This is a genomic window from Novilysobacter selenitireducens, from assembly GCF_020026895.1.
GTDB lineage: Bacteria > Pseudomonadota > Gammaproteobacteria > Xanthomonadales > Xanthomonadaceae > Lysobacter_C > Lysobacter_C selenitireducens.
This window is the reverse complement of record NZ_JAINZW010000002.1, coordinates 527,425-549,861: the sequence shown is the minus strand read 5'-3', so window position 1 is coordinate 549,861 and position 22,437 is coordinate 527,425. Positions and strand designations below refer to the sequence as shown.

The 22,437-nt window shown below is 65.5% G+C and carries 22 protein-coding genes and 2 tRNA genes; 18 read left to right on the top strand and 6 right to left on the bottom strand.

The window, feature by feature from the left end:
* The first annotated feature begins 107 nt into the window (after positions 1–107).
* The 4 genes from ppsR (at position 108) to K6753_RS06270 (ending at position 1,805) form a co-directional block, all read left to right on the top strand.
* Positions 108–929, top strand: a complete 822-nt coding sequence (gene ppsR, locus K6753_RS06285; protein WP_223675404.1) for a posphoenolpyruvate synthetase regulatory kinase/phosphorylase PpsR — start codon at positions 108–110, stop codon at positions 927–929.
* Between the two features lie 118 nt (positions 930–1,047).
* Entirely contained in the window at positions 1,048–1,545 is a 498-nt protein-coding gene (locus K6753_RS06280; RefSeq protein WP_223675402.1) for a DUF1249 domain-containing protein, read from the top strand.
* 44 nt (positions 1,546–1,589) lie between these two features.
* Positions 1,590–1,665: transfer RNA gene (locus tag K6753_RS06275), tRNA-Ala, on the top strand.
* A 64-nt stretch (positions 1,666–1,729) separates the two neighbouring features.
* A tRNA-Glu gene (locus K6753_RS06270) sits at positions 1,730–1,805 on the top strand.
* 50 nt (positions 1,806–1,855) lie between these two features.
* On the opposite strand, the gene K6753_RS06265 is transcribed toward K6753_RS06270, so the two are convergent.
* From K6753_RS06265 to K6753_RS14825, 5 genes are all read right to left on the bottom strand, one after another.
* Positions 1,856–2,476 (bottom strand): DUF411 domain-containing protein, encoded by a 621-nt coding sequence (locus K6753_RS06265; RefSeq protein WP_223675400.1) that lies wholly within the window; start codon positions 2,474–2,476, stop codon positions 1,856–1,858.
* A gap of 60 nt (positions 2,477–2,536) precedes the next feature.
* Positions 2,537–3,238, bottom strand: a complete 702-nt coding sequence (locus tag K6753_RS06260; RefSeq protein ID WP_223675398.1) for a c-type cytochrome — start codon at positions 3,236–3,238, stop codon at positions 2,537–2,539.
* Between the two features lie 11 nt (positions 3,239–3,249).
* Complete coding sequence (locus tag K6753_RS06255; protein WP_223675397.1) at positions 3,250–4,389, bottom strand: copper resistance protein B; 1,140 nt, start codon at positions 4,387–4,389, stop codon at positions 3,250–3,252.
* Positions 4,386–6,146 (bottom strand): copper resistance system multicopper oxidase, encoded by a 1,761-nt coding sequence (locus K6753_RS06250; protein WP_223675395.1) that lies wholly within the window; start codon positions 6,144–6,146, stop codon positions 4,386–4,388. Before K6753_RS06250 ends, K6753_RS06255 begins: the two co-directional genes overlap by 4 nt.
* A 133-nt stretch (positions 6,147–6,279) precedes the next feature.
* Entirely contained in the window at positions 6,280–6,750 is a 471-nt protein-coding gene (locus tag K6753_RS14825) for a CopL family metal-binding regulatory protein (RefSeq protein WP_223675392.1), read from the bottom strand.
* Positions 6,751–7,194: 444 nt separating this feature from the next.
* On the opposite strand from K6753_RS14825, the gene K6753_RS14765 reads away from it, so the two are divergent.
* From K6753_RS14765 to K6753_RS06230, 3 genes are read left to right on the top strand one after another with little or no spacing between them, the layout of a single operon-like run.
* Positions 7,195–8,835 carry a Mu transposase C-terminal domain-containing protein gene (locus K6753_RS14765; protein WP_223675390.1) on the top strand — a complete coding sequence of 547 codons (1,641 nt, stop codon included), beginning with the start codon at positions 7,195–7,197 and terminating at the stop codon, positions 8,833–8,835.
* Positions 8,832–9,707 carry a TniB family NTP-binding protein gene (locus K6753_RS06235; protein WP_223675389.1) on the top strand — a complete coding sequence of 292 codons (876 nt, stop codon included), beginning with the start codon at positions 8,832–8,834 and terminating at the stop codon, positions 9,705–9,707. Before K6753_RS14765 ends, K6753_RS06235 begins: the two co-directional genes overlap by 4 nt.
* Positions 9,704–10,750, top strand: coding sequence for a TniQ family protein (locus K6753_RS06230; protein ID WP_223675387.1), 1,047 nt, complete (start codon positions 9,704–9,706; stop codon positions 10,748–10,750). Before K6753_RS06235 ends, K6753_RS06230 begins: the two co-directional genes overlap by 4 nt.
* A 636-nt stretch (positions 10,751–11,386) precedes the next feature.
* Here K6753_RS06230 and K6753_RS06225 read toward each other — a convergent pair.
* Positions 11,387–12,970 (bottom strand): sensor histidine kinase, encoded by a 1,584-nt coding sequence (locus tag K6753_RS06225; protein ID WP_223675385.1) that lies wholly within the window; start codon positions 12,968–12,970, stop codon positions 11,387–11,389.
* Positions 12,971–13,092: 122 nt separating this feature from the next.
* Between K6753_RS06225 and K6753_RS06220 the strand changes: the two genes are divergently transcribed.
* From K6753_RS06220 to K6753_RS06170, 11 genes are all read left to right on the top strand, one after another.
* Positions 13,093–13,755, top strand: coding sequence for a response regulator (locus tag K6753_RS06220; protein ID WP_223675383.1), 663 nt, complete (start codon positions 13,093–13,095; stop codon positions 13,753–13,755).
* Between the two features lie 131 nt (positions 13,756–13,886).
* Positions 13,887–14,303: a response regulator gene (locus K6753_RS06215; RefSeq protein WP_223675382.1), complete on the top strand. Its 417-nt coding sequence runs from the start codon at positions 13,887–13,889 to the stop codon at positions 14,301–14,303.
* A 34-nt stretch (positions 14,304–14,337) separates the two neighbouring features.
* Positions 14,338–15,975 (top strand): mechanosensitive ion channel family protein, encoded by a 1,638-nt coding sequence (locus tag K6753_RS06210; RefSeq protein WP_223675380.1) that lies wholly within the window; start codon positions 14,338–14,340, stop codon positions 15,973–15,975.
* Positions 15,976–16,097: 122 nt separating this feature from the next.
* On the top strand, positions 16,098–16,535 hold the full coding sequence (locus tag K6753_RS06205; RefSeq protein WP_223675378.1) for a DUF1622 domain-containing protein: 438 nt from the start codon (positions 16,098–16,100) through the stop codon (positions 16,533–16,535).
* The gene (locus K6753_RS06200) at positions 16,528–17,007 is read left to right on the top strand and encodes a DUF202 domain-containing protein (RefSeq protein WP_223675376.1); all 480 of its coding nucleotides are present in this window, start codon (positions 16,528–16,530) and stop codon (positions 17,005–17,007) included. The genes K6753_RS06205 and K6753_RS06200 overlap by 8 nt, the downstream gene beginning before the upstream one ends.
* A gap of 9 nt (positions 17,008–17,016) precedes the next feature.
* The gene (locus tag K6753_RS06195; RefSeq protein WP_223675374.1) at positions 17,017–18,015 is read left to right on the top strand and encodes a formylglycine-generating enzyme family protein; all 999 of its coding nucleotides are present in this window, start codon (positions 17,017–17,019) and stop codon (positions 18,013–18,015) included.
* Positions 18,012–18,713 carry a MarC family protein gene (locus K6753_RS06190; protein ID WP_223675372.1) on the top strand — a complete coding sequence of 234 codons (702 nt, stop codon included), beginning with the start codon at positions 18,012–18,014 and terminating at the stop codon, positions 18,711–18,713. The genes K6753_RS06195 and K6753_RS06190 overlap by 4 nt, the downstream gene beginning before the upstream one ends.
* Positions 18,714–18,829: 116 nt before the next feature.
* Positions 18,830–19,645 (top strand): transporter, encoded by an 816-nt coding sequence (locus tag K6753_RS06185; protein ID WP_223675371.1) that lies wholly within the window; start codon positions 18,830–18,832, stop codon positions 19,643–19,645.
* A gap of 58 nt (positions 19,646–19,703) precedes the next feature.
* Complete coding sequence (locus tag K6753_RS06180) at positions 19,704–20,510, top strand: DUF2092 domain-containing protein (protein ID WP_223675363.1); 807 nt, start codon at positions 19,704–19,706, stop codon at positions 20,508–20,510.
* Complete coding sequence (locus K6753_RS06175) at positions 20,507–21,106, top strand: hypothetical protein (protein WP_223675358.1); 600 nt, start codon at positions 20,507–20,509, stop codon at positions 21,104–21,106. Before K6753_RS06180 ends, K6753_RS06175 begins: the two co-directional genes overlap by 4 nt.
* A gap of 7 nt (positions 21,107–21,113) precedes the next feature.
* Entirely contained in the window at positions 21,114–22,250 is a 1,137-nt protein-coding gene (locus K6753_RS06170; protein ID WP_223675357.1) for a BamA/TamA family outer membrane protein, read from the top strand.
* Positions 22,251–22,437: the final 187 nt, after the last annotated feature.

Here is a 22,437-nt window from a genome sequence, read left to right as displayed (position 1 = left end):
CGCGGCCAAGCCGCTATGATCGCCCGGGCGTCGAATCCATACAAGGTTGATTCGACGGGGTTTTTCGTATGGAGCGGCCCGCCCTGCGGGCCTGGCGGAGGTTTTCGATGACCGGATTGCGCCCGGTGTTCTACGTTTCCGACGGCACCGGCATCACCGCCGAGACCATCGGCCACAGCCTGCTGACCCAGTTCACCACCACGCGTTTCGTCAGCGAGCGGATCTCGTTCGTGGACAGCGTGGAGCGTGCCCACGAGGCCGCCGAGCGGATCCGGGCCGCGGCCGAGCTGCATGGCGCGCGTCCGGTGGTGATTAATTCGTGCATGGACAGCACGGTCGGGGCGGCCCTGGCTGAGAGCGGCGCATTGATGCTCGATGTGTTCGAGCCCTTCATCGAACCGCTGGAACGGGAGTTCGGCGAGACCCGGCAGCACACGATCGGGCGCGCGCACGGCCTGGTGGATTTCGAGACCTACCACCGCCGCATCAACGCGATGAACTACGCGCTCAGCCACGACGACGGCGCCAGCATCGACTACGCCGAAGCCGACCTCATCCTCGTGGCCGTGTCCCGCGCCGGCAAGACGCCGACGTGCGTGTACCTGGCCATGCACTACGGCGTGCGTGCTGCCAACTATCCGCTGACGGAGGAGGACCTGGAGCACGACCGGCTGCCGCCGCGCCTTCGGCCGCATCGCGACAAGCTGTTCGGGCTGACCATCGATCCTGTACGCCTGCAGCAGATCCGCCAGGAGCGCCGGCCGAATTCGCGCTACGCGCAGATGGACACCTGCCGGCGCGAAGTGGCCGCGGCGGAGATGATGTTCCGCGCCGAGCGCATCCCCACGCTCAGCACCACGCATACGTCGATCGAGGAGATCTCCAGCAAGGTGCTGTCCACGCTGGGACTGCGGCGGGAGATGTTCTAGCGGGGCAGGGCGCCCGGCCGGCGGCGCACGGTTCGAACCACGCGAACGCTTAACGTAGGTCGGCCGCCAGGCCGCGTCAACGCTGCCGCTGCGCCGGGTCGGCGTGTAGCATCAGGCCATGAGTTCGCTCGCTACGACCCGCGCTGCGCGCATCCCCCGGCTGACCCGGTTCGGCTGGCTGATGGGCCTGTACGCCGAGAACCACACGCGCCTGCACGCCCTGTTCGACCCGGCTTCGCTGGCGCCCGGCGTCCACCTCTCCAGCGTGGGCGACGGACTGGACGTGCGCGTGGAGATCATCGAGCAGCACCGCTACACCACCGAGCTGCGCCTGACGTACGCGATGCCCGACCCGGTCACCGGCGAGCCCGATCCGTCGGCCTACCTGCGCCTGTACAACGACGCCCGCCAGGCCGAAGCCACCCATTGCTACGTGGGCCGCCGGTGGCAGGACGTCATTGGCATGTACCCGCCGCCTGCACAGGTGATCGGGCACCGGATGCGGATGAACACCTTCCTCGGAAAGTGGCTCGAATACCTCGCCGACCGGGGGCACGGCACGGCGACTCTTCGCCCCTGCGAAAAAAATTGCGACGGACTTGCACAGACCGCTTGACGACTTTCGAAACCGTCCCTAAGCTTGTCGACTTTCCAGCACGTGGGGCCATAGCTCAGCTGGGAGAGCGCTACAATGGCATTGTAGAGGTCGCCGGTTCGATCCCGGCTGGCTCCACCACTTCAAAGGTTGTTCGTTACCCGGCTGAGTGAAAGCAGCCGAACCCGGTACGGCCAACCACTGCGTCCCCATCGTCTAGAGGCCTAGGACACAACCCTTTCACGGTTGCGACCGGGGTTCGAATCCCCGTGGGGACGCCACTTTACGCAGTACGAAAAGGCCACCTCCGGGTGGCCTTTTTCGTTTTTGATCAGTGCCCTTCGTGCGTCGCGGGCTGGCTCTCACCTTCCTGCTGGTGCCTGGCGAACTCCGACGTGCTCCCGTCGTCGCGGACCAGTTCGACGGTGTAGGGCTGGGTGCGTCCATCGGGCAGTTCCATGCCGGGGGACCCGGCGGGCATCCCCGGCACCACGAGGCCCTTCGCGTCCGGACGCTCGGCCAGCAGTCGCTTCACGTCATCGGCGGGCACGTGGCCTTCGATGAAGTAGCCGCCGACTTCCGCCGTGTGGCACGAGCCCTTGCCGAGGGGAACGCCAACACGCTCCTTGATCGGATTGAGGTTGTCGGCATTACGCACCTCGACTTCGAAGCCGGCGGCCTGCATGTGCTCGACCCACAGGCCGCAGCAACCGCAGCTGGCACTCTTGTGCACCAGTACCCGGGGCAGGGCAGGGGTTGGCTGTGAAACGCCGGCATCGGCCTCGTTTGCTGCAATCGCTGCCGGTGCCGTGCCGCCGGCTGCCGTGGTAACGGGAGTGGCCTCGGCCGACGCGGTGGCGCCGTCGGTCGCCTGTGGCGTGCGCGCGCAGGCGGTGAGGACCGTCAACAGGCCCAGCGTCAGGATGGCGAGGTTAAGCGTGGTGTGCTTCATGGTGATTCCCTGGTTGATCATGGTTGTGCGGTGATGTGCGCCGTTCGCAGGGGTGCCGCGTCAGCGCTGATGGTCGTGTCCGTTATCCGCGTGCTCGGGTGCAGGGAGGGCGGATGGCGGGGCCGGATGCGACTCAACGGTGCCATCGGGATGGCGATGCACGACACCCTCGACTGCGTCATCGTCGGCAACCGCGTCGTGATGACCCGGGTCACTGGCGCTCCCGTGCGGGTGGGTCTCGCCGCCGCCGTGGTCATGGCCGCCGCTCGCAGCCACCATCCGGCGGTAGTGGTCCGCATCCATCGCCGGCATGGCCTGCAGGAAGGCGACCATGTTCCAGATGTAGGCGTCGTCCATGCTGCCGCCCCATGCCGGCATGCCCGATGCCTTGATCCCGTGCTTGATGACCCAGAAGGCCTCGGTCACCTCTACCGTGACCCGGCTCAGGTCGGGCGGCGGCGGATACAGGCCCCGGCTCATTTCTGTCGCCGCCATGCCGGGGGCGAGATGGCAGCCGCTGCACATTGCGTCGTAGTTGCCGGCGCCCTGGCGGATCCGGGCGGGGGAGGCCAGGTCGGGCGGCTGGATACCCGCTGCACGCACCGCGATCGAGCGCCGCCGCGTGGCCTCGATCACGGCGTGGACCGGCCTGGAGTGCGGGACGTCGGCTGCCACGTTGTAGGCCCCTGACCAGACCACGGCAGCGGCGACGAGCGTGCCCAACCCGGCCATCGCCGCAGCCGTCACCAGCACGGTCTTCATCGGCCCCGCCATCAGAACCACACCCGCAGGCCAGCGACGAACCGGGTGTCGTCGACGGGCTCGCCTTCGGCGCGCTGGTAGTCCGCGGTCCCGCCAAAGACCCGCTCGCGCACGACACCGATGTAGGGCGCGAACTCGCGGCGGATCTCGTAGCGCAGGCGCAACCCCGCTTCGAGCTTGGACAGGCCCGAGCCGATGCCGCGCGCCGGGTCATCCTTGCCATGGAACTCGGCCTCGACCAGCGGCTGAAGGACCAGGCGATTGGTGAAGAGCACTTCGTACTCCATTTCCACGGTTGCCGCGGTGCGCCCCGACTCGCCGACGTAACCGGTGGCCGACACCTCGAACATGTAGGGCGCCAGGCCCTGCACGCCCAATGCCGCCCAGGTCCGTGACGGTCCCGGCTCGAAGTCATGGCGCACGCCGGCCACCACGTCCCACCAGGGGGTGACGCTGCGGCCATACAGCACCTCGAGGTCGGCCGACTCGGCTTCACCACGAGCACGTTCGCCCTCGCTGCGCAGCCACAACCGGTTGATGTCGCCACCGAACCAGGCCTGCGCCTCCCACGCCTGACCCCGCCCATGATCGCCGTCGCTGGCCTCGAGGCGATTGAACAGCACGTAGGTGTTGAACTCCGAAGGGTGCTCCATGTGATGCGTGAGTTTCGGGAAGGCCGCGGCACGGTCGGCATCGGTGACGGGAGGGATCGGTTCGAGCGGCTGCGACGGGGCAGGGGAGGGGCCGTGCTCCATCTCCGAGTGATTCATCTCCGAGTGATTCATCTCCGAGTGATTCATCTCCGAGTGGTCCATCCCCGAGTGATCCATCCCCGAGTGATCCATCCCCGAGTGATCCATCCCCGAGTGATCCATCCCCGAGTGATCCATCCCCGAGTGATCCATCCCCGAGTGATCCATCCCCGAGTGATCCATCCCTGAGTGATCCATCCCCGAGTGGTCCGTCTGCGAGCGGTCGGCGCCCGAGTGGCCCTCGTGTCCCCGGTCGCTCGATTCGTCCGCCGGCGGCTTGGACGGTGCTTCCGGCTCCACGCCGTGTTGCGAATGATCCTGGGCCAGCGCTGCGGGGACGGCGGCCACCGCCAGCGACAGCGCCAGGACGCGATGCTTCCAGGTGCGCTGCGTGCTCATTCCTCGATCCTCACTTCGCGCATCATCCCGGCTTCCATGTGGTAGAGCAGGTGGCAGTGGTACGCCCAGCGGCCGAGCGCATCGGCGCGAACGCGGTAGCTGCGCTTCGTGCCGGGCGGCATGTCGACGGTGTGCTTGCGCACCATGAACTCGCCGTTCTCGTCCTCCACGTCGCTCCACACGCCATGCAGGTGGATGGGGTGCGTCATCATCGTGTCGTTGACCAGCACGATGCGCATGCGCTCGCCGTAGTTGAGGCGCAGCGGTTCCGCGTCCATGAACTTCCGGCCGTTGAACGACCAGGCGAACTTCTCCATGTGGCCGGTCAGGTGCAGCTCGATTTCGCGGCCGGGCTCGCGGCCATCGGGGTCCTGGAACAGGCTGCGCATGTCGCCGTAGGTCAGGACCTTGCGGCCGTTGTCGCGCAGGCCGATGCCCGGGTCGTGCAGCTTCGGCTCCGGCGTCATCGTCTGCATGTCGATCAGCGGATTGCCGTCCTCGCTCGCCGGGTGCGACTGCATCGCGCCGCCGCCATGCATGTCGTGCCCACCGTGTCCCATCGAGGCTCCGCAGCCGCCCTCCATGCCCTTCATCGCCGACATGTCGTGGCCGCCGTGGCCCATGTCGGCCATCGTCAGGAGCGGGCGCGGGTCACGTGCCGGGATCGGGGCTTCCAGCCCGTGGCGCACCGCGAGCGTGCCTCGTGCATAGCCGGTCCGGCCCATGTCCTGGGCGAAGATCGTAAAGGCATCCTGCCCGCTGGGTTCGACGATCACGTCGAAAGTTTCGGCCACGGCAATGCGGAATTCGTCGACCGACACCGGGTGGATCGGCAGCCCGTCGGCGGCGACCACCGTCATCTTCAGGCCGGGTATGCGCACGTCGAAGTACGTCATCGCCGAGCCGTTGATGAAGCGCAGCAGCACCTTTTCGCCGCTGCGGAACAGGCCGGTCCAGTTGCCGCCCGGCGCCGCGCCGTTCATGAGGTAGGTGTAGGTGTGCGCGTTGACGTCGGAAATATCCGTTGGCGTCATGCGCATTTCGCCCCACATCTTCCGGTCCTCGATCGTCTCGGCCAGCCCCATGCGTCGCACGTCGCGGATGAAATCGCCCACCGTCGGCTTGTAGTAGTTGTCGTACTCGGAGAACTTCTTGAGCCGGCGGAAGAGGGCGCCCGGGTCGAGGTCGGTCCAGTCCGACAGCAGCACCACGTGCTCCCGGTCGAAGGCATAGGGCAGGGGCTCGATCGGGTCGATCACGATCGCCCCGTAGAGCCCCGCCTGCTCCTGGAACAACGAGTGGCTGTGGTACCAGTACGTGCCCGACTGCTTCAGCTGGAAGCGGTACTGATAGGTCTCGCCGGGGTGGATGCCGTCAAAGCTCATGCCCGGCACGCCGTCCATGTTGGCCGGCAGCAGGATGCCGTGCCAGTGGATGGACGTCATCGCATCCGTCAGGCGGTTGGCCACGCGCAGCGTCACCGTGTCGCCTTGGCGCCATCGCAGGATGGGCGCGGGCAGCGAGCCGTTGACCGTCATCGCCGGTCGCGTGCGGCCGGTGAAATTGACCGGGGAAGTTCCGATCGAGAGGTCGAAATCGGTGCCCGTCAGGACAGGCACGGCACCTGCGGCCTGGCCGGTCGCGGCCCAGGCCGGACCGCGCCAGAGGCCTAGCCCGGCCGCGACGCCGCCCGCGGCCAGGCCGGTCACGAACCGACGTCGCCCGATGTCGAGCGGATGCGGAGGGTTGGATTTCATGCATTACCTCGATACGGGAGCGGGCAGGAAACACGCACCGGGCGCTGCGCGCCAGGACGATGGGTTCAAGCCTGCGAGAACATTCTGCCCGCGGCGAATGGCGCGCCGCGGGGTGCGTGCTAGGTCGCCGGGATCAGGCGATGGGTGGCCGGTTCAACCGGGCACGGGGCGAGGCAACGCGCCAGATGGTGGCCGAGCTGGCGGGTGCATCCCGGTACGGAGTCGGGACGACGAAGGCCCTGGCTGTCGCAGCCGGGGCCGGGACCTGCGCGCAATCACACTCGCAGCCCATGTCGCTGCCGCAGCATTCGGCCGCAGTCGCCGCTGTGTCCATAGCGGTCGGGCCGTGCTGATCAGCGTGCACTGCGGCATGGGCGCGGGACTTAGAGGGCTCCTTCACCGTGTGCGACGGCGTCGCCATGTCATGGCACGCCGACTTCGGGGCCTCATGCTGCACTGTCCCGGCCGCATCGGCCGCAACGACTGCAGCGTGCCCGCCATGCCCATGGGTCGCCGCCATCCCACGCGCCGACAGCCCCGGACCGGTGAGGACCAGGGCGAGCACGAGCAGAAGTCGGCCGACGGAGGCGAGGAGTCGATGCATGGGATAACCGGAAGCAGGCCTGCAAGGGTGGCGGCTCTCGGCAGGAAAGTAAAGATCGGATCAGCGCTAATGGCTTTTTAAATCAGATGCTTACGCGCCTAATTAATCGTACTCGTCGTCATGGCGCTTGGTGGCTGCCCGCTCGTCGGGTGGTCCAGCAAACTAAGTCGCGGCCCCTAGCTAGCGAATACAATTCACGGCCTCCCGATCTCTCCAGAGTTGACTGGGGAAGGTGAGGAGGTGGAGATCCTTGCACTAAACGTCCCTGTAGCGCTGCTGATCGAAGGCGCGAGAGTCACCTATCACGGAAGGGCGTGTCGCGTAGCCGCGATCGCGCACCCTGATCGGGTCGAATTGCAGGACGAGTCAACTGGCGAGTGCCTCGACGCTGGCATTGGCGAAGTTGAGGTTTGCGCTCAATTCGCCCAAGCCGACCCCCGCCCAGTGAGTGACCAAGACGCCGCTGTGGCGCTTACGCGCTACAGCAAGCTGGCCCCCTTCATCTCGCAGGCGTGTACAGCGGCTGATGTTGTGAAGTTGGAAGAAGAGCTGAACTTGCGTCGCTCGCAAGTCTACGCGTCGCTCAAACGACTTCGAATGTATCGGCATCCGGCCTCGCTAATACCGGCCAAGCGAGGGCCAAAATTAGGTAGCAAACGCCTATCCAGTTCGGCCGAAGATGCGATCGCCCGACAACTCCGCGCAGCCCGCCTAACTAATCGCGCCATTGATATTGTCACAGTGCATGGCGAAGTGGAGGCAGACTGTGTCAACGCCGGCGTACCAGCACCTTGCTTAAAAACCGTGCGTGCCCGGATGGATGAGACACACGCGGAACTCCTGCTGAGGAGGAGGCTTGGAGCACAGCGAGCGAAAGAACGCGTACAGGCGTTCCCGGGGTCGATTAAGACCGAGGCGCCCTTGGCGTGTATTGAGATCGATCACTCCCCTCTCGATCTATACCTCGTCAGTACGAAGAGCCGCGAATGCATTGGCAGAGCATATCTGACGATTGTGTCAGACACGTTCACGCGCTGCATTCTGGGATTCAATCTGGGTCTCGACCCCCCGAGCGCGCTAACTGTCGCTCTCGCTCTTACGCATGCAGTCATGCCGAAGGAACAATGGTTGAGTGAGCGCGGCCTGGATCCGGGTTCGTGGCCATACTTTGGGCTGCCTAGATGTATTCGCGTGGACAATGCCGCGGAATTTAGGTCCCCAAAATTCGAGCGGGCATGTCGTAGTTGGGGAATAGCTTTGGAATTCAGACTGAAGAAGGAGGACGGCGGATACGTTGAACGCCTCATCGGAACCGTGCAGCATGGTGTATCGCAGGAGGAGGGCGCTAGCGGAAGCGATCCGAAGAAGTTGCGAGGGCAACGATCTCCTCAGGAGGGTGCTCAGATGACACTGCAGGAGGCCGAGCGTTGGTTAGCACGCCAAATTGTTTGGCGATACCACAAGAAGAGGCACTCGTCCCTCGGAATGCCGCCTGGCCAAGCCTGGCGCGGTTGGTTTCTAAGTAAGTCAGGCGCGCCGCTGCCCTTGCTCGTGACGGACAAGAGGAAGTTTTTCGTATCGTTCCTACCCTATGAGGAACGTGTAATCTCTCACGAAGGGATTGCACTGTTCAATGAGAAATACTTCACTGATGAACTTCGGCCTTATATCAGGCCTGGTGTAAAGCGCAGGGTCCACTATGATCCGCGCAGGCTGGGGCGGGTCTATCTTGAGCTGCCGTGTGGCTATATGGATGTGACGTATTCTGATACTACGAAGCCTTGCCTGCCTAAATTCGAGCTCGACAATTTGCAGAAGGCAAAGCGGGCCGAGGTCGTAGACGAGTTTGATCAGCAGGCGCGCGTTAAACTTGTGAATGAGAATCGAAAGGACAGGCGGATGTCACGCTTGTCTACTCGTCGGGCGCGGCGCGAAGAACGCTTGGCACAAGCAAAGCTCGCTCAGGGGACTGGCGCGGATGAAATCAGCCGCTCACAGCCAGAGGTGACTAAGAATGCCGTGAAACAGATGCCGAAGGTGGACTACAGCATCCCCGCAACTGTGTTTTCCACTGGTCCGACATGAAATACGACCACCTGGACCCTCGGCTTGAGAACCTCGCCGATGCTGACAAGGAGACGCGTGCGGCGTATGCCTTGGCTGACAAGTATCTCCCTTATTCTGCCGCCGAGAACATAATTCTCGAGTTCGAGTGGATATTGAAGCAAGACCCGACAAATAGACCTAAGTGCTTATTGGTATTTGGCGAACCTGGAATGGGCAAGTCGATGATCTTGGAGGAGGCTCGGCGCAGAACTCACTCGGCCCCAGCTGAGGGGGCTTCTCGAGAGATCCCTGTGGTCATGATATCGCTCGGGGGCTCGTCAGATTTGCGCGGTCTGTTCAGCAGAATACTTCGAGCCTTGGACTCGCCGCACACCCTTAATGAGCGTCCGCACGCACTGTATGAGCAGACCTGCTTATCGCTGAAGTTTGCCAACACACGTATCCTAGTCATCGATGAGCTCCACAACTTGCTTTTGGCGCGCTCTCATTTGGGCGAAGCAATGGCGGTGTTGAGAGATTTTACGAATTTGCCGCTGAGTATCGTGTGCGCTGGAATCGGTGGAGCGCGGATCTGCATTGCGGCTGACGAGCAACTGAAGCACCGATTCAGATGCCACAAGTTGGTCGCTTGGTCAGAAAGCCAAGATACACGCAGTATTGTGGCTACGTTAGAGTCACGCTTGCCGCTGCGTGAGCCGTCAGGGTTAGCGAGCAAGAAAATACTGCCTGTCTTGCTAAGGCTATCGGGCGGCCATCCGCAGACCCTCATAACTGGGATTCGCGAGGCTGCTCGCGATGCCCTACTGGCGGGCAAGGAGAACATATCGTTGACTACTGCAAAGAATGCGATAAACAGGATGCTAGCTGAAAAGTACGAGTCATCGGCATGAACGCTGCTCAGCACTTTCAACCGTCCGACCTTCGTGCGCCTGAGCCATTTGAAACCCTCTCCTCCTACCTCTGCACCTGGCGAGCGACGAGGGGTATCACACAGCACAAGTTTCTGACTCAGGTCCGTAAGCTGGATCCGGCCGCCGAGGTCGCCTTGGCCTTTGACCCAGACTATCCGGATCGGCCGGGCTGGGCAGCCGTGGTTTCGGAGGTGACTGGAATCGAAGAAAACATCCTGAAAGAGTTAGGCCAGCCCGCAGGGCCTTGGCACCTGTCGCCGCCGTGCCGCAAGCACGCTTGCCTCGAATGCCTCAGCGTTTACGGGCCGCCTTCAAAGCAAGCCAGATCCAAGCAATGGACCTACGCAACATATACAACCTGTCACATCCATGGACTTCCCCTGGTGGAAGTTCCAGCAGTGGGATGGGGCTGGATGGAACTACGCGCAGCGGAGCGCAGAAAGAACATAAAGCTCATGCTGAACCCTGCCGAGGCCGGTGCTGCACTCGAAGTTTTCTGGTCACGGCTCGACCCTCAGCTCCGAAATGCGATTTCGTTCGCAGAGATGATTGCCTGGCTTGTTCCGAGCGGCCCATGCGGGATCCGAGATGTACTGAGCTACTTGGAGGTCGACGAAGAAGATGTCTGGGCCGACGTATTGGTTTTCCTGTGCAGCCCATGGTCACATTATAGAGGAGCCCCTCTAGCACTTCGCGCTCTCCCACGCACGATCTGGACCCAGTGGAACAGAAATTACTTCGGAAACTACGATCATCCGCCCCTGTATGAGCCGCCGACTCTCGGTTACTTCTGCAATATCGCGTCCCCCGCACAACGCCGAGCGTGCGTCCTGTCAGCCTACTCGGTTCTGCAGCCGGAGCGGTTCAGAGAGCAGGTGAAAGATGACCTGCCGGGCTGGCGGCATGTCATGCGTCACACTCCTCGGCGGGCGTTTAAGTGGCTTGAATCGCAAGCCCAGAATTGGCCGACGCGCTGGCAGCGCGAGGTGACGAGGTGGGCTCGCGACCTGCGGGTTAGTTGATCTTGGCTGGAAGCGTCGGCGTTGGCCCGGTACGGATCGTCGAGAGGAATTGTGCCAAACCTGGACAATACGGCAGCGGGAAAGTCGCTGATTCAAAGGCTCATGCCCTCGACCGCAGACAGAAGGTGACGAAATGCTAGCTCGTTGCATGCGCCATGGAAGCACATCCGTACGCTGGGGCTTGCACGCGCTCGGGACCCGGAAGGCGCTCTTCGGCGGCGGAGTGATAGGCCGGGCCGGGCAGGGCACGCTCAATCGGCAAGACGGTTGGGGCTACTCCGCCACGAGTGCTCCCTACTAGTACCCGCGATAAGGCGGGTTTATCGGGCGTAGATATGTAGGCCCGAGAGGTGGAAGTCCCGCTAGGGCCCGGCTCCGGGGCAATGTAGTTGAGCGGCCACGGTCAACGCTCGACATCGTCAGACTTTGCGAGTCTTGCTGGGCCGCCTTTCGGCGAACGCCGCGCAGTGCTATCGGAAACGTCCTCCTCCGGCGTCTCGCGGCATCAGCACCTACGCAGTGGATTCACGCGTGACCCGGAGCATGGGGGTGCCAGTTGGGCGACCACCTCATTGCGGGTTCCGGGTGTTCGTGGGCACATCGGAGGACGAATTGAGCGTTTGTCCGTTGGCTGAGCTAGGGAGTCTCGGACATGCTCGGTACCGGAAGGACGGCCCACACCACCGTGCCGCCTCCAGGGTTGGCGCCTACGTCGATGCGGCCGTCGAGCGCACGCGCGCGCTCTTCCATGCTCACCAGGCCCAGGCCGCCTTTGGCACGCGCAGCAACGATGTCGTGGTCCCATCCCCTGCCATTGTCGGCAATGCGCAGCTGCACGCCGCCATCCGCCCGGGCCAATGTCAGTTCGATCTCTGTGGCGTCGGCGTGGCGGCGTGCATTGCCCAGCGCCTCCTGGGCAATGCGGTAGAGGCACAAGGCGTGGGAATCGGGCAGGGCGATGGATTCGTCCAGTGCGACGCGTGTGCTTGTGTTTACGTCTTGTCCGATGCCCTCGCACAGATCCTTCAGCGCGGGCGCCAGGCCGGTATAGCGCAGCACGCTGGGATGCAGCTGGTGCGAAAGCTGCCGGATCGACTTCGAAACCCCGCCAATCTGGTGCTGCACGGCGTCGATGGACTCGCGCGTGGTGCCGTGCATCTCGTGCTTGATCGCGCTGAGCCTGATGGAAACCGAGGCCAGTGTCTGGTTGATGTCATCGTGGAGGTCGCGCGCTATCCGGCTCCGTTCGGCTTCCTGCGCAACGATCAGGCGGCCCGTCATCCGGCTCAGCTCGCCGTGCGTGGCGCGCAGCGCCCGCTGTCCCGCACTGCGCTGCTCCGCAAGGCAGGCCAAGAACAGCATGGCAATGCTCGCCCAGGCTACCCACAGCTGGCATGCCAACGTGGTCAAGCCCAGGGTCTCCTGCACGAACGGGCCTTCGCCGCGGGAACTCATGTGCATGCACAACAGCGACGTTGCCAGCAACGCGTAACAGGCCCCGCGCGTACGGAACACGATCAAGGCCCAGACGAGCACCGGAGCGGGCGCCGTCAGGAGCAACGGGCGCAACGGATCGACATCGCTCAGGGTGAGCCACGAGACCCAGAGGCCTAGGAATAGAGAGATCGCCAGAACGGCATTGGTCAGGCGCTGCTGGAAAGGTGCCTTGCGCTCATCAGAGGCGCGCAGTAACCAGAGCGGAACGACCAGCATGTAGGACAGGCTATGGGCCAGCGCGACGTTGGCCCAGCTACCCAGGTAGAAGTCCAGGCCGGTTCGGGCCGCGACGTGCACGACCCAGAGTGCGCTGATCGCGGGCAGGGCAGCACCGCATACGAGCAGGAAAATCCACAGCACGCGGAAGTTCTGCAGCGGCGCGTCATCACCTGAAACGTATCGCAGCAACGCGGCGGCAAGCAGGATCAAGACCCCCTCTCCGAGCGCAACCCCCACCAGGCCCACCAGCGGCAGCGCGAGTGCGTAGAGCGTGCCGACGATGCCCGCCGCCCAAGCCAGCATGTACACGGGCCATCGCCTGGCGGGGCTGGTCAGGGCGGCACCCATCAGGACGGCACCTGGCAACCAGAGCATGTGGCTCTGGGGTTCTGGCATCCAGAAGCCGATAGACAACAGCTGGCCGATCGCGCTGGCACCGGCAATGACGAACGCCGGTGCCAGCCGCTGCGCGGAGGGGCGGGCAGGGTGCGTGGCTGAGATCACCTGGCGGAGTGTGCCGTGGATATGTGACGCCGATTGTTCACAAAATATTCACACACACTCTTTGCCGGTTCTGGTAGTTGAGTATCCGGTGGTTGACCACCCAGGCTCAGGAGGAGGAGGGGATGGCACAGGCAGCCTTCGCTGAAAGCGCCTTGCGCGCTCGCATTCTTATCGCGGATGACCATGTGCTGGTTGCCCAGGGGCTGGAACGCCTGCTGCTCGATTGTTTCGAGCTCTCCGGCGTGGTCGCCAATGGCCAGGACCTCGTGGAATGGGTGCGCGGCGAATGTCCCGATGTCGTCATCGCGGATGTCGGCATGCCACGCCTCAACGGCATCCAGGCAATGGCCCAGCTGCGCGCGGACGGCATCCTGGTGCCCTTTATCTTCCTGACGATGCATGCCGAACCGTGCCTGGCAGCCGAAGCGTTGCGCGCGGGCGCTGCCGGCTACGTGCTCAAGAGTGCGGCGGGGGAGGAACTGATCTCCGCGGTGCGCACGGTGCTCGAGGGCGGCAGGTATGTCACGCCATCCCTTGGCGCGCACCTGGCGAGCGGCGCCAGCAAGCCGCCGGTCGTGCTCACCGACAAGCAGCTGCAGGTACTGGGGCTGGTGGCCACGGGAATGCGCTCCAAGCAGGTGGCCCACCAGTTGGGTATTTCCATCCGTACGGTGGAATCCCACAAGTACGCGATCATGCAGGCGTTGGACGTGCACAGCACGGTGGAGCTCGTGCGCAAGGCCGAGCAGGCCGGCCTGGTGGCCGGGGCCTCGCCGCGGCCTTGAACCGGGAGGGATAGGGCCGAGGTCCGTCTCTTGATGGGCACGTAGTTTTACTTGTCGTGGCTGCGAGGTTTTTCGCTATCCAACGCCTTGGCGGATGGGGATGCTGTACCGGGATACCCGGGCAGGATGCGATGACACGCAGCCGCATTCTCATCGCGGAAGATCAGCCAGAGGTCGCCGATCAGATCGAGCAGCTTCTCCTGGCGGACTTCGACGTGATCGGGGTGTTCCCTGATGGCGTCGCGCTGGTGGAGGCATCGCGCTCCCTGGCGCCCGACGTGGTGGTCACCGATATCGCGATGCCGAACCTCAACGGGCTGGATGCGGTGCACCAGGTGCGTGTGCTGCACCCCGATGTCCGCGTGGTCTACGTCAGCGTCCATGACGATCCCTCGCTCGTTGAGCGCGCACTGCGCGCCGGCCCCTGCGCCTACGTCCTGAAGTCGGACGCCGGGGAAGACCTCATCCGGGCCGTACGCGCCGTACTTCGCGGCGAAACGTTCCTGTCCGACAGCATCGCCCAGGCGGACCGTCGTGCGACCCCGTAGCCACCCGGCGTTTGCTGGCGTCCGCTGGCACGCAGTGGCCCTGCTCGCCTGCCTGCTTGCCTCCACCACCCCGTCCATCGCCGCGGCAAGCCCATCGCCGCCGTCGGCGACGGCGCCGGCAAATGCCCCGCCCGAGACGTCAGCGGCACCGGCCGACGCCTTCGGGCCGGCCTACCCGGCAGTCTGGGCCAACCGCACTATCGCCGTCTTCCGCGAGCCGCTGGCAGGCGTGGCGCCGGCCGAACGTGCGCGGCGCGCGGAGGCCGTGCTGGCCGACCTTGATGACGCCGACCTCCGTGAGCCGGTCACGGTGCGGCGCATCCGCTACGACGAACGGTGGGTCAGCACGGTGTGGGTAGGCGATCGACTGGCGCTGGCGCTCGCACCGGGCGACGTCTCGGTGGAGGGGCGATCGCAGGCGCTCGAAGTGGCGGACGCGGTCCGGCGGCTCGAATCCGCATTGGCCGCCGTCCACGCACAGCGACGTCCGACGGTGATCGCGCGGGGTGTCGGCATCACATTGCTGACCATTGCCGTGGCGTGGTTGCTGGTCCGTTTGGCCGGGCGCGGTACGCAGGCGCTGCAGGCCGGTCTCGAGAAGCGTTTCAGGCAGCGCGAACAGAGCGGGGGGCGCTGGGGCGAATATGCACTGCCGTTGATGTCGCGCCTGGTCGGGGTCGCCCGCTGGGTGCTGTACCTGTTCATCGCCTACACCGGGGTCGTCGTGGTGCTGGAGGCGTTTCCCCTGACGCAGCCGCTGTCGCGGATGTTCGCGGAGTTCTTCGTCGTACGCCTGCACCAGTTCTCCCGTGCAGCGGTCGGGGCGTTGCCCGACATCGGGACCATCGTGCTGATCCTGCTGCTCACGCGGGCCGTCGTGGACGGCGCAGGCATGTTTTTCGACAACGTGCACCGCGGTCGGTTGCGTGCGCCGTTTGTCTACCCGGAAACCGCTGCCGCGACCAAGCGCCTGGTGTCCATCGTGATCTGGGGGCTGGGCATCGCGTTCGCGTACCCGTACATCCCCGGCTCGAGCTCGGATGCATTCAAGGGCCTGTCGGTGGTGTTCGGCCTGATGCTGACGCTGGGTTCGGCCGGCGTGGTGACGCAGCTCATGAGCGGGCTGGTGGTGGTCTATTCACGCGCGCTCAGACGCGGCGACCTGGTCGAAGTCGATGGCCGCGAAGCCATCGTGTTGGAGGTAAACGCGCTCGCCACCAAGCTGGCCAACCTCAACCGGCAGGAGTTCACCGTACCCAACGCGGTGCTGACGACGCAGACGGTGCGCAACTACACGCGGCTGGCCGAGACAGGGCCGATCTTCCTGTCGGTGGCGGTGACCATCGGTTACGACGCGCCGTGGCGGCAGGTGCACGCCCTGCTGACGGGCGCGGTTGCGGCCACCGAGGGCTTCGACGCGGACCCGCCGCCCTACGTGCTGCAGCGAGCACTCGATGACTTCTACGTGCGCTACGAGCTGTTCGCGTCGCTGCACCAGCCGTTGCGCAACCTGCCCCACAAGCCGCACCTGCTTTCGCAGTTGCACGCCAACATCCAGGACGCCTTCAATGCCGCCGGCGTGCAGATCATGTCCCCGCATTTCGAGGCGCAACCGGAGGCGCCTGTGCTTGGCGCCCCCGCCGGGCCGCCCCCCGGATCGGATCGCGCCTGACGGCGGCGCCCGACCGTCTCCGCGGGCACGTAGATTTACTGACCGGCTGACGGTACTTCCACGCTTGTCCCGGTCACTGCGGTGGCGGCAAGGTCGATGCCAGTACGGGGAGCCGAGCCGCCATGCAGACGACGCAACTGCAAGCCGCGCAAGAAGCGTCCGGAGAGGACGGGATCATCCGCCTCGTGGAATGGTCGGCGCTGTCGATCGAATTGCTGGCCATCGCGCTGATCGCGGTGACCATCGCGGTAGCTACGACCACCTACGTGGCTTCGATCCTGATGCAACGCGGGGACCGCGCCGAAAGCTACGAGCGCTTCCGGAGGCGTCTGGGTCGAGCCCTGCTGATCGGTCTGGAGATCCTGGTCGCGGCCGACATCATCCGCACGGTCGCGCTGGAGAGCACCCTGCAGGCGATCGCCTCCCTCGGCCTGCTGGTCCTGATCCGCACGTTCCTGAGCTGGTCGGTCGTGCTGGAAATCGAAGGGCGGTGGCCGTGGCAGAGCGAGCCCCGCGCCACCACGCCACCCCCATCCCTGCGCGAGACCGACCATGGCTGAAATCGACCACAGTTCGAGCGACAACTGGATCGGCGGCGACCGGTCCACCGAGCTGTCCTCCCACCGTACGGGCATGTCGTTCGAGCGCACGCGCATGTCCGCGGACCGGACGCTGATGTCGATCCTGCGCACATCGCTATCGCTGATCGGGTTCGGCTTCACGATTTTCCAGTTCTTCCGCTACCTGGCCTTGAACGTCGGTGCCGAGGCCACGGTCACCACCGACTCGGCGAAGAACTTCGGGCTGGCCCTCGTGCTGCTGGGCGAGCTCCTGCTGGCGCTGGGCATCTGGCGGCACATCAGGTTCATGCTGATGTTGCGTCGCGAGCACGCGGCGATGGAACAGCAGGCGCTGCTGCACGGCCCTCGACGGTTCGAGATCTCGGTGACGCTGGTGATCTCCATCCTGCTGTTGGCCATCGGCGTGACCGCCCTTTCCGGCATGGTCCTGCGCACCGGCCCCTTCGACTGAGGAACGGCGATGAGCGAGGCTGCGACCCTTCTGTTGGATGCCCCCGCGCCGGCTTCGGATGCACCCGATGCGCGGCACGCGCCCGGAACCCTGGTCCCGGTGCCGGGCGGCATGTTCCGGATGGGGTCCGATGACCACTACCCGGAGGAGCGTCCTTCGCACCGCGTGCGGGTGGACGCGTTCCACATCGAGCGCACTCCGGTGACCAATGCCCAGTTCGCCCGCTTCGTCAAGGCGACCGGCCACGTCACCTTTGCGGAAGTCCCGCCACGCGCGGAGGACTACCCGGGCGCCGACCCGTCGATGCTCAAGCCCGGCTCACTGGTGTTCACCCCGCCACCCGGCCCGGTGCCGCCCAGCATGGAGCACTGGTGGCGCTTCGTTCTGGGGGCGGACTGGCGGCATCCGCTGGGTCCGGACAGCAACCTGGACGGGTTGGACGACCACCCGGTCGTGCACGTCGCGTACTCCGACGCGCTGGCCTATGCGGCCTGGGCGGGACGCGACCTGCCGACCGAGGCGGAGTGGGAGTTCGCCGCCCGTGGCGGCCTGGAGGGTGCAGAGTTCGCATGGGGCGACGAACTCGCGCCCGGGGGGCGGCACATGGCCAACACCTGGCAGGGCAGCTTCCCGCACGAGAACCTGCTGGACGACGGCTTCCTCCGCACTTCGCCGGTGGCCAGCTTCCCCGCCAACGGCTACGGCCTGTTCGACATGATCGGCAACGTGTGGGAGTGGACGCACGACTGGTACACCACTTCGCACCCCGAGGACGCCTCCAAGCCGTGCTGCGTGCCCCTCAATCCGCGCGGTGGTGACCCATCGGCCAGCATCGACGCGCGTGCGCCCGGCCTGCCGACACCGCGTCGCGTCCTGAAGGGCGGCTCGCACCTGTGTGCGCCCAGCTACTGCCGTCGGTACCGGCCCGCCGCCCGTTACCCGCAGCCGATCGACAGCACCAGCAGCCACATCGGCTTCCGTTGCGTCGTGCGCGAGTCGCGCGAATGATCGCGGTTCCCGCACTGGCGGATTTGGCCCTGCTTGGGGCGGTCGTGCCGGCGGCGGCCAGCGTACGTCCTGACCTGCTGCGGCTCGGGGAAATATTCCTCCTCCTGTTCGTCACGCTGGGCCCGCCGTTGAAGACGCCAGCCGCGTATCTGCAATTGACGAAGCACCTGACCGCGGCCGACGCGCGCAGCCTGGCCGTACGGACCTTCGTGCTCGCACTGGTCGCGGCGCTGGCGGGCGGTTTCCTCGGCAAACTGCTGGCGAACAACTGGCACGTCCCCCCGGCCACCTTGATGTTGACCGGCGGCTTGATCTTCCTGCTGGTTTCGCTCCAATCACTGCTCAGCCAGTTCAATCACGCGGCGGTGGGAGATGCGGCTGCACCGGCTGCACCGTTGACGGCGTTCCAGGTGGCCATCCCGATGATCGTGACCCCGTACGGCCTGGCCGCTGTCATCGTATTGCTTGGCAACAGCACCACCGGCTCGCGGACGCTGGTCATTGTCGGCCTGCTGGTGCTGGTGATGGTGCTGCACCTGCTGGCGATGGTCTTCGCACGGCCGATCATGCGGACGATCGGGCCGATCCCCCTGCAGCTGTTTGGCGTGGTCGTCGGCGTGCTGACGGTGGGGCTCTCCCTCCAGATCATGCTCCGTGCATTGCGCCAGATGGGCCTCATTGCCGGCGTGGTGCCATGACGTGCATCCCCTCCCTCGTGCACGTCATGGCGGCCGCGCTGGCATCTTCAAACCGGCCTTGCAGCGTAGGCGCGCCGCAGGCTCCGGGCCTGGACTTCTGACACGAGGGCCACACGATGCGCACCGTTCGCACGCTGCCGGCCGCCTTCTGCCTACTCACGATATGCGTGCTGGCGGGTACGGCCGCGCATGCGCAGGACGGCAGCGACGCCGACGCCTTGGCCAAGCAGCTGTCCAATCCGGTGGCATCGCTCGTCAGCGTGCCGTTCCAGTTCAACGCCGACTACGGGTACGACGGCGGCGGCGAGCGGTACCTGCTCAACATCCAGCCGGTCATCCCGATGTCCATCGGCCCGGACTGGAACCTGATCACGCGCGTCATCGTGCCGGTGGTCCACCAGGACGACGTGTTCGGTCCCTCCGGCACCCAGACCGGCCTGGGTGACATTACGCCCACCTTGTTCTTCTCGCCCAAGCAGCCCACTGCCGGCGGTCTGGTCTGGGGTGTCGGGCCCGTATTCCTGCTGCCGACAGCCACTGACGACCTGCTCGGCGCGGACCAGTGGGCCGCCGGCCCCAGCGCGGTGATGCTCAAGCAGACCGGCAGCTGGACCGTCGGCCTGCTCGCCAACCACCTGTGGTCGTTGGCGGGTGACGACGACCGCTCCGACATCAGCACTACCTTCCTTCAGCCCTTTCTGACGCGCAGCTTCCCCGGCGGGCGCACGCTCACGTTCAACCTGGAGTCCAGCTACAACTGGAAGACCGATGACGCCACCGTGCCCTTGAACATCACCTACTCGAAGGTCACCCAGTGGGGCGGCCAGCTGGTCAGTGTCGCTGGCGGCGGGCGGGTGTACGTCGAGGCACCCGACGGCGGTCCCGAGTGGGGCTTGCGCCTCCAGCTCACATTGCTTTACCCGAAACAGTAGGCCGGCAGGGCGCTGCGCCCCGACGGCGATCCACGCGTTACACCACCGGAGCATGGCCATGAAGCAGCCTGTCGCAGTCCTCACCCTTGCACTCGTCGCCGCACTGCCGCTGGCGCAGGCGCAAAGCGCGGCGCAACCGGCAGAGGCCGCGCCCGCGGCGTCGGCCGATTCGTCAGTGGACCCGAGGGTCCTCGGCAAGATCGATGAAATGGGCGCCTATCTGCGTACCCTCAAGCAGTTCGAGGCCGAGGCGGACGTCCATAACGACGTCGTGGCCGAAAACGGGCAGAAGGTGCAGCTGATGGGCACCATCCAGTACAAGGCGATGCCGCCCACCGGACTGCGCGCGAGCATCCACAGCGATCGCGCGCAGCGCGACTACTGGTACGACGGCAAGACACTCACGATCCTGGCGCCGCGCCTGGGGTTCTACTCCAGCATCGACGCGCCGCCGACGATCCGCGAACTGGTGAGCGTCGCGGAGGGCGATTACGGCATCGAGATGCCCCTGGCGGACCTGTTCCTGTGGGGCACCGATCGCGAGGCCCAAGCGCCCATCACGACCGCGCTGTATGTCGGCCCGGGCAAGATCGACAACGACGTGGTCGACCAGTACATCCTGCGGCAGGGCACGGTCGACTGGCAGGTCTGGATCGCTCGCGGCGATCGGCCACTTCCCCGGCGCCTGGTGATGACAGCCAATGACGACCCGGCGCGGCCGTCCTACACCGCGGCGATCCGCTGGAACCTTTCGCCCGGGTTGAGTCGCGCCGATTTCCAGTTCAAGCCGCCCAGCGATGGCTACGAGATCGCCCTCGTGCCCGCCGGCGAAGCCACAGCCAGTGACGACGGGAGCCAGCCATGAATACCTCGACCCATGCGATACACCCCGGACGCGGGCCGGGCCGGCGCTGGTCCAGCGCCCGCACCCTGTTGGCCGCACTGGTCGTGCTGGCCGGTTCGGGCAGCCTGGTGCTGGCACCTTTTCCCGTGGAAGCCCGCGGCGGCAAGGCGCCGCATCGCGTAAGCAAGCCTGCCGGCGGTGGTGGTGCAGCGCGGGCAAGCCGATCGGGTGCCAGCGCCGCCTCTCGCCAGGGGTCGCGGCCGAACGCCGCTGCCAGCCGTCCAAACCGCGACAGCAACGTCAACCGCAATAACAGCGTCAACCGCAATACCAACATCAACCGCAACACCAACATCGATCGCGACATCAACGTCAACGTCGACCACGACCACGGCTGGGACAATGACTGGGACCACCCGTTCGCCACCGCCGCTGCCGTTACGGCCGGCGTGGCGGTGACCTCCGCGGTGATCGGCTCGATTGTCTACAGCGTGCCGCCCAGTTGCGTGACCACCGTGGTCAACGGCATTGCGTACCAGCAATGCGGATCGACCTGGTACGAGCCGCGCTATGCCGGGTCATCGGTGCAGTACGTCGTCATCAACCCCCCGTATTGATGGCGGCATGCGGGGCGTCGCGCTCGCGATGGCCATGGCGGTGGCGTGGCCGTGCCTCGGCGGCGAGCCCCAGGCCAGCGGCGAGGTTGTCCTCGACAGTACCGAGCCGCTGGCCGCCACCGCCGATGCGGGGGAGGGTGGGACGTCGCGCAGCGTCGTCGTGCTTCCGATCCCGCAAGCCAGCCCCACGTTGGGTAACGGCCTGGTGCTGGCCGCGGTGCTGTTCTCCCAGCCGGAGGACAGTCCGCGTCCGTGGACTACGGGCGTTGGTGTGCTCTGGACCGACAACGGCAGCCGCGGCGGGGCGGTTTTCCACAAGGGCAACCGGTCAGCGGACGCCTGGCGCTATTCGCTGTTTGCAGGCGGCGCGGACCTGCGGCTCAAGTTCTACGGCGTAGGCGCCGCGGCCGGCTCCAGCGGCGTGTCGATCCCCATTGCGCAGCGTGGCAAGGCCGTCCAGGCCGAACTGCTGCGGCGCTTCGGCGCGAGCACCTACCTGGGCATGCGGATGCGCACCGTGGAGATCGAGACATCGCTGCGTGTCGAGCCACCCGCATCGCGGCCCGACCTGGAGCTGCCGGGCCTCGCGCTTGAAAGTCGACTTGCCGGTCCCGGCGCGGTGCTGCAATACGACACACGCGACAGCGAACAGCTGCCGACCCGCGGCACATATGTCGACGGCACGCTGCAGTGGAACCTGGCGGCGATGGACAGCGACTTCGGCTACTCGAAGGTCGACGTCACCTGGAACCATTACCGCCCGTTCGGTGCGCGCCACGTGCTGGCCGTGCGTGCCACCGGGTGCCGCACCGGCGACGCGGCTCCGTTCTACGGGCTGTGCCTGTACGGCGCCTCCAACAACCTGCGTGGTTACGAGACCGGAAAGTACCGTGACCAGGCGCTGCTGGCATTGCAGGCCGAATGGCGCATGCAGCTCACCCCACGGTGGGGTGTGGTCGGGTTTGCCGGAACGGGGGCGGTTGCAGGGCGCTTCGGCGACCTGGCTGACGCCCGCCGGCTCCCATCCGCGGGGATGGGTGTGCGCTTCCGAGCCTCCAGCAAATTTCCGGTGAACATCAGCGTCGACTATGCGCGCGCTCGCGACGAGGATGCGGTCTATTTCTATATCGGGGAAGCGTTCTAGACCAATGCGGTGTCGCAGGGTGGCCCGGTCAGTGGATTTACGTACTGCGCGACATGGTTTTTGCGGATGCCCCCGCGCACCTCACCACGCACCATTTAAAGGGCCCGCACAAGCGCGGGAACCCGCGTCGGCCCATTGATGCGTAACACGATCCGCCAGCGCGCCGACGCCTGTGCAGGCCCACGCG

Bases quoted from the DNA above. Each gene is read 5' to 3' on its own strand.
- ppsR (WP_223675404.1), top strand. From the start codon at position 108: ATGACCGGATTGCGCCCGGTGTTCTACGTTTCCGACGGCACCGGCATC.
- K6753_RS06280 (WP_223675402.1), top strand. From the start codon at position 1,048: ATGAGTTCGCTCGCTACGACCCGCGCTGCGCGCATCCCCCGGCTGACC.
- K6753_RS06265 (WP_223675400.1), bottom strand. From the start codon at position 2,476: ATGAAGCACACCACGCTTAACCTCGCCATCCTGACGCTGGGCCTGTTG.
- K6753_RS06260 (WP_223675398.1), bottom strand. From the start codon at position 3,238: ATGAAGACCGTGCTGGTGACGGCTGCGGCGATGGCCGGGTTGGGCACG.
- K6753_RS06255 (WP_223675397.1), bottom strand. From the start codon at position 4,389: ATGAGCACGCAGCGCACCTGGAAGCATCGCGTCCTGGCGCTGTCGCTG.
- K6753_RS06250 (WP_223675395.1), bottom strand. From the start codon at position 6,146: ATGAAATCCAACCCTCCGCATCCGCTCGACATCGGGCGACGTCGGTTC.
- K6753_RS14825 (WP_223675392.1), bottom strand. From the start codon at position 6,750: ATGCATCGACTCCTCGCCTCCGTCGGCCGACTTCTGCTCGTGCTCGCC.
- K6753_RS06235 (WP_223675389.1), top strand. From the start codon at position 8,832: ATGAAATACGACCACCTGGACCCTCGGCTTGAGAACCTCGCCGATGCT.
- K6753_RS06230 (WP_223675387.1), top strand. From the start codon at position 9,704: ATGAACGCTGCTCAGCACTTTCAACCGTCCGACCTTCGTGCGCCTGAG.
- K6753_RS06220 (WP_223675383.1), top strand. From the start codon at position 13,093: ATGGCACAGGCAGCCTTCGCTGAAAGCGCCTTGCGCGCTCGCATTCTT.
- K6753_RS06215 (WP_223675382.1), top strand. From the start codon at position 13,887: ATGACACGCAGCCGCATTCTCATCGCGGAAGATCAGCCAGAGGTCGCC.
- K6753_RS06205 (WP_223675378.1), top strand. From the start codon at position 16,098: ATGCAGACGACGCAACTGCAAGCCGCGCAAGAAGCGTCCGGAGAGGAC.
- K6753_RS06200 (WP_223675376.1), top strand. From the start codon at position 16,528: ATGGCTGAAATCGACCACAGTTCGAGCGACAACTGGATCGGCGGCGAC.
- K6753_RS06195 (WP_223675374.1), top strand. From the start codon at position 17,017: ATGAGCGAGGCTGCGACCCTTCTGTTGGATGCCCCCGCGCCGGCTTCG.
- K6753_RS06190 (WP_223675372.1), top strand. From the start codon at position 18,012: ATGATCGCGGTTCCCGCACTGGCGGATTTGGCCCTGCTTGGGGCGGTC.
- K6753_RS06185 (WP_223675371.1), top strand. From the start codon at position 18,830: ATGCGCACCGTTCGCACGCTGCCGGCCGCCTTCTGCCTACTCACGATA.
- K6753_RS06180 (WP_223675363.1), top strand. From the start codon at position 19,704: ATGAAGCAGCCTGTCGCAGTCCTCACCCTTGCACTCGTCGCCGCACTG.
- K6753_RS06175 (WP_223675358.1), top strand. From the start codon at position 20,507: ATGAATACCTCGACCCATGCGATACACCCCGGACGCGGGCCGGGCCGG.
- K6753_RS06170 (WP_223675357.1), top strand. From the start codon at position 21,114: ATGCGGGGCGTCGCGCTCGCGATGGCCATGGCGGTGGCGTGGCCGTGC.